This is a genomic window from Streptomyces sp. DvalAA-14 (assembly GCF_900091855.1).
In the GTDB taxonomy this organism is placed as follows: Bacteria; Actinomycetota; Actinomycetes; order Streptomycetales; family Streptomycetaceae; genus Actinacidiphila.
In genome coordinates, this window is sequence record NZ_FMCH01000633.1 from 1 (window position 1) to 5,164 (window position 5,164).

The 5,164-nt window shown below is 72.1% G+C and carries 6 protein-coding genes; 4 read left to right on the forward strand and 2 right to left on the reverse strand.

The genetic code is table 11. The annotated features are described in order from the left end of the window. The 4 genes from GA0115240_RS33600 to GA0115240_RS33615 all read left to right on the forward strand — a co-directional run. A partial coding sequence (locus tag GA0115240_RS33600) for an ATP-binding protein (protein WP_346268010.1) occupies positions 1–332 on the forward strand: 332 nt, incomplete at its 5' end. After that, a complete protein-coding gene (locus tag GA0115240_RS33605; RefSeq protein WP_093742691.1) occupies positions 329–1,057 on the forward strand; it encodes a response regulator in 729 nt (242 codons plus the stop codon). The genes GA0115240_RS33600 and GA0115240_RS33605, both read left to right, overlap by 4 nt. Positions 1,058–1,126: 69 nt before the next feature. Beyond that, positions 1,127–2,155: a 6-phosphofructokinase gene (locus tag GA0115240_RS33610; RefSeq protein ID WP_093742693.1), complete on the forward strand. Its 1,029-nt coding sequence runs from the start codon at positions 1,127–1,129 to the stop codon at positions 2,153–2,155. A 132-nt stretch (positions 2,156–2,287) separates the two neighbouring features. Beyond that, positions 2,288–2,980 carry a uridine kinase family protein gene (locus tag GA0115240_RS33615; protein WP_093742695.1) on the forward strand — a complete coding sequence of 231 codons (693 nt, stop codon included), beginning with the start codon at positions 2,288–2,290 and terminating at the stop codon, positions 2,978–2,980. On the opposite strand, the gene GA0115240_RS33620 is transcribed toward GA0115240_RS33615, so the two are convergent. Then, positions 2,910–3,698 (reverse strand): ArsR/SmtB family transcription factor, encoded by a 789-nt coding sequence (locus tag GA0115240_RS33620; protein ID WP_093742697.1) that lies wholly within the window; start codon positions 3,696–3,698, stop codon positions 2,910–2,912. The two genes, GA0115240_RS33615 and GA0115240_RS33620, sit on opposite strands and share 71 nt — an antisense overlap. 86 nt (positions 3,699–3,784) lie before the next feature. Continuing rightward, positions 3,785–5,164 (reverse strand): anthranilate synthase family protein (locus GA0115240_RS33625; RefSeq protein WP_093742699.1); only part of this gene is annotated, 1,380 nt, incomplete at its 5' end.

Consider the following 5,164-nt stretch of genomic DNA (forward strand, 5'->3'; position numbering starts at 1 on the left):
GGGCCTGGATCCTGGTCGAGGACGAAGCGGACGCGGTGCTGGTCACCGTGCGGGACGACGGCCCGGGCATCGCGGCCGGCCGGCTCGCCGCCGCCGCCGACGAGGGCCGCCTCGGGGTCGCCCAGTCGATCCGCGGCCGGCTGCGTGACCTGGGCGGCAGCGCCCGGTGGGTGTCCCCGCCCGGCCAGGGCACCGAGGTGGAGCTGCGGCTGCCCAAGCGGCCCGGCGACGCACCGCCGGCCGGTACACCTGCCGTGCCCCGTCCGGGTACGGCAGAATCGGCCGCGCCGGCAGAAGCGGGCACCGAAGCGAAGGGCGGCAGCACACGATGACGGTCGGTACCGCCGGAGACGACGCCCAGGGCGAGCAGCCGGTGACAGTCATGGTCGTGGACGACCACCCCATGTGGCGCGACGCGGTCGCGCACGATCTCACGGTGGCCGGCCTCCAGGTGGTGGCCACCGCCGGGGACGGCCCCGAGGCCATCCGCCGGGCCCGCGCCGCCCGCCCGCAGGTGCTGGTCCTCGACCTCAATCTGCCGGGGGCCTCCGGCGTACAGGTCTGCAAGGAGGTGGTGGCCCACGACTCCGCGGTGCGGGTCCTGGTGCTGTCCGCCAGCGGCGAGCACGCCGACGTACTGGAAGCGGTCAAATCCGGTGCGACCGGCTATCTGCTGAAGTCGGCCGCCCGGGAGGAGCTGGTGGACGCGGTGCGCAGGACCGCCGTCGGCGACCCGGTGTTCACCCCCGGCCTGGCGGGCCTGGTGCTGGGCGAATACCGCAGGCTGGCCGCCGTGCCGGTGTCGCCGGCCGCCGCCGACCGGCCCGCCGCGCCCCGGCTGACCGACCGGGAGACCGAGGTGCTGCGGCTGGTCGCCAAGGGCCTGAGCTACAAGCAGATCGCCCAGCGGCTGGTCATCTCGCACCGCACGGTGCAGAACCACGTGCAGAACACGCTCGGCAAACTCCAACTGCACAACCGCGTCGAGCTTGTCCGATACGCGATCGAACGCGGCCTCGACGACCGTACGGACGCGCGCACGGACGGCGCCATGTGACTCAAGTCACGCTAGCTTGTCGGGAGTTGCACATCCGGCACAGCTGGCTTGTGACGAAGGGAAGAGTCCATGCGGGTCGGAGTTCTGACCGGCGGCGGAGACTGCCCCGGCCTCAACGCGGTCATCCGCGGCATCGTCCGTAAAGGCGTCCAGGAGTACGGCTACGACTTCACCGGCTTCCGGGACGGCTGGCGCGGCCCCCTGCAAGGGGACACCGTACGCCTCGACATCCCGGCCGTGCGCGGCATCCTGCCGCGCGGCGGCACCATCCTCGGCTCCTCGCGCACCAATCCGCTCAAGACCGAAGGCGGTGTCGGCCGGGTCAGGGAGCACCTGGCGGAGAACGACATCGAGGCGCTCATCGTGATCGGCGGCGAGGACACCCTCGGTGTCGCCGCCGAACTGCACGAACAGCACGGCATCCCTTGTGTCGGCGTACCGAAGACCATCGACAACGACTTGTCCGCCACCGACTACACCTTCGGCTTCGACACGGCGGTCAACATCGCCACCGAGGCCATCGACCGCCTGCACACCACCGCCGAGTCCCATATGCGGGTCCTGGTGGTGGAGGTCATGGGCCGCCATGCCGGCTGGATAGCCCTGCACTCGGGGATGGCCGGCGGCGCCAACGCCATCTTGATCCCGGAGCGGCGCTTCGACCTCGACCAGGTCTGCGCCTGGGTGGAGAGCCGCTTCAAGATCCGTTACGCGCCCATCGTGGTGGTCGCCGAGGGCGCCATGCCGCAGGACGGCGACCTGGTGCTCAAGGACGGCACGCTGGACTCGTTCGGCCATGTGCGGCTGTCCGGGATCGGCGAGTGGCTGGCCGCCCAGATCGAGAAGCGCACCGGCAAGGAGGCCAGGACCACTGTGCTCGGCCATGTCCAGCGCGGCGGCACCCCCAGCGCCTTCGACCGCTGGCTGGCCACCCGTTTCGGACTGCACGCCATCGACGCGGTGCGCGACGGCGACTTCGGGAAGATGGTCGCGCTGCGCGGCACGCAGATCGTCCGGGTGCCGATCAAGGAGGCGATCGCCACCATCAAGACGGTGCCGCCGTCGCTCTACGAGGAAGCGGGGGTCTTCTTCGGGTGACACCCGCCATTCCCTTGGCGGTACCTTGACCGACACGTCTTGCCGCGGGCGATCTCGGGGACCTATTCTCCCTGCACCCGGCTTGTCCGGCCGCTTCGTTTACCCCTTGAGCACGTTGAAGGAGCGCCCGGTATGGCGGGTGTGGCGAGCGGGCATTCGGTGCCCGTACTGGCGGTCGCAGGCGGCACCGCATCCGGCAAGTCCACCCTTGCCGATGCGCTGGCGCTGCACCACCCCGAGAGCGTCGGTCTGATCCACCTGGACGACTTCTACGTCCCCGCGCACGATCCGGTGCGCGGGGTGCGGACGTTGAGCGCCACCGGCGCCGAGACGCTGGACTGGAATCATCCCGGCTCGATCGACGAGACCGCGGTGGCCGCCGCGATCGACGCGGCGGCCCGCGGCGGGCTGTACCGGCTGGTGGTGGTGGAGGGCCTGTTCGCCCTCACCCTGCCGGCCGTCACCGCCCGCGCCACCTGGCGGGTCTACGTGGACACCCCCGACGACATCCGGCTGGCCCGCAAGATCCTGCGCAAGATCGAGGTCCAGCGGCAGGATCCCGCGCTGTCGCTGCGCAACTACCTGCTGAGCGGGCGGGAGCGGCACGCGGCCCATGTCGCCCCGGCCCGCTCGCGGGCGGACCTCGTGGTGGACGGCACCGCCGACGAGTACGCGATGATCGACGCGGTGCTGATGCTGGTCGGCCCGGTCCTGCCGGCGCCGGCCCGCCGCGAGCCGCTGCCCGACGCGGGCCTCAGGTGTGCGCGGGCGACATCTCCCACGGCGCTTGCGGGAGGACCTCTCCGGTCTCCAGCAGCGACTTGAGGTTGGCCAGCACGGCCGGCCAGCCGGTGGAGATCCCGTCGAGCATCTGCGTGTCGGGCAGGTTCTCGTGGGTCACGGTGAGCCGGACGATGGCCAGGTGCGCTTCGACGAGGAAGGTCACCACGGAGGGCTCGCGCGGCGGTTGCGCGTCCGGGGAGTCCTCGAAGGTGATGACCAGGCGCGTCGGGGGCTCGGCTTCGAGTACGCGACCGGTGACATCGACCACGCCCGATCCGTCGGCCCGCCGGTGCTCCCAGTCCGAGCCCGGCTGCCAGTCCGACACGTTGGTGTGCCCCCAGTAGCGGGCCGTCAGGTCCGCGTCCGTCAGGGCCTGCCACACCTGCTCCGCGCTGGCCCGGATGTAGGTGACGTAGACGTAGTTCGGCACGGTGCTGGATCCCTGGGTCATGGCGTACTCCTCTGCCTGGTTCCTGATGGCACTGATCGCTTGCAGACGCGGCTTGTCGAATCCCGAGATCCAGCGTTCCTGGATCTCGTGGATCGGCCCCGGGTTGAGGTAGTGCAGGCGTTCCCGTCCCCGCCGCACGACGGTCACCAAGTTGGCCCGCTCCAGCACGTCGAGGTGCTGGGTGGCGGACTGGCGCGCCATGGCGAGGTGCTCGCACAACTCGCGCAGTGTCTGGCCGTTCTGCTCGTGCAGTCGGTCCAGCAGCAGTCGTCGGGTGGGGTCGGCGAGCGCTTTGAAGGCCGCGTCCATCGCCCGTGCTTCGAGGCTCACCCCGACATTATGCAGGTGATTACCTGCATAATGTCAAGGAGACGCCTCGCCCGGGAGCGCCGCGCTCAGCCGACGGTGACCGCGGACAGCAGCTCGGCGACCAGCGCCGGACCGTTCAGGGTCAGCACCGACTCCGGGTGGAACTGGACACCGGCGAAGCCCGGGCCGCGCAGGGCGTGGATGTCGCCGGTGTCCGGGTCGCGGCTCAGCTCGACGCCGTGCACGGCCAGTTCGCCGGCAGTCGGCGCGTCGCAACGGGCCGTGAAGGTGTTGTAGAAGCCGACGGTCTCGGGGCGGCCGAAGAAGTCGACGCGCGCCTGGGCGCCCTGGGCGGGACGCGCCTTGCGGACCAGGTCCAGGCCGATCTCCGCGGCGAGCAGCTCGTGGCCGAGGCAGACGCCGAGCAGTCCGTGGCGGTGACCGGACAGCAGCCCGGCGGCCAGCGACCGCAGCAGACGCATCTTGGGGTCGGCGGTGTCCGCCGGGTCGCCCGGGCCCGGGCCCAGCACCACCGGGCCCAGATGGGCGAGCGCGGCCTCCCGCAGGCCCGGCTCGTCGTAGCTGCGCACCGTCACCGCCAGGCCGCTGGACCGCAGCAGATGCGCCAGCATCGCGGTGAAGGTGTCCTCGCCGTCCACCACCAGGGCGTGCCCGGACAGCGGGCCCTGGGCCGGGGCGGTCTGCATCCGCAGCCAGAAGGGCGCCAGGTCCGCCCGCCGCGCGTCCAGCGCGGCCCGGACCCGCGGGTCGTCGGCCAGCCGCGTCCGCCGGCCCGAGGCCGGGCGGGCCGGCGCCGGCAGCACCCCGAGCGCGGTCAGCACCCCGGCCGCCTTGGCGTGGGTCTCGGCCACCTCGGACGCCGGGTCGGAGCGGCGCACCAGCGTCGCGCCGACCGGCACGCCCAGCCCGCCCGCCGCGGAGATGTCGGCGGTCCGGATCAGGATCGGCGAGTCCAGCGTCTGCGCGCCGCCCGCGTCCCGGCCGATCAGCGCCAGCGCGCCCGCGTAGTAGCCGCGCCCGCCGGGCTCGTACCGCTCGATGACCCGGCAGGCGTTCTGCACGGGGGAGCCGGTCACGGTCGCGGCGAACATCGTCTCGCGCAGCACCTCGCGCACGTCCCGGGTGGACCGGCCGCGCAACTCGTACTCGGTGTGCGCCAGGTGCGCCATCTCCTTGAGCCGCGGGCCGACCACCACCCCGCCCAGATCGCAGACGCCCGCCATCATCTTCAGCTCCTCGTCCACCACCATCGTCAGCTCCTCGACCTCCTTCGGGTCGTGCAGGAAGTCCAGCAGCGCCTCGGCGGACGGCCCCTGCTCGGGGTAGCGGTGGGTGCCGCTGATCGGATTCATCACCACCGTGCCGCCGCTCATCCGCACATGCGCCTCGGGGCTGGCCCCGACCAGGGTGCGCTGCGGGGTGTGCACCACGAACGTCCAGTAGGC

Excerpts from the sequence above, each read along its gene's own strand:
- GA0115240_RS33605 (WP_093742691.1), top strand. The coding sequence starts at position 329 with ATGACGGTCGGTACCGCCGGAGACGACGCCCAGGGCGAGCAGCCGGTG.
- GA0115240_RS33610 (WP_093742693.1), top strand. The coding sequence starts at position 1,127 with ATGCGGGTCGGAGTTCTGACCGGCGGCGGAGACTGCCCCGGCCTCAAC.
- GA0115240_RS33615 (WP_093742695.1), top strand. The coding sequence starts at position 2,288 with ATGGCGGGTGTGGCGAGCGGGCATTCGGTGCCCGTACTGGCGGTCGCA.
- GA0115240_RS33620 (WP_093742697.1), bottom strand. The coding sequence starts at position 3,698 with ATGGACGCGGCCTTCAAAGCGCTCGCCGACCCCACCCGACGACTGCTG.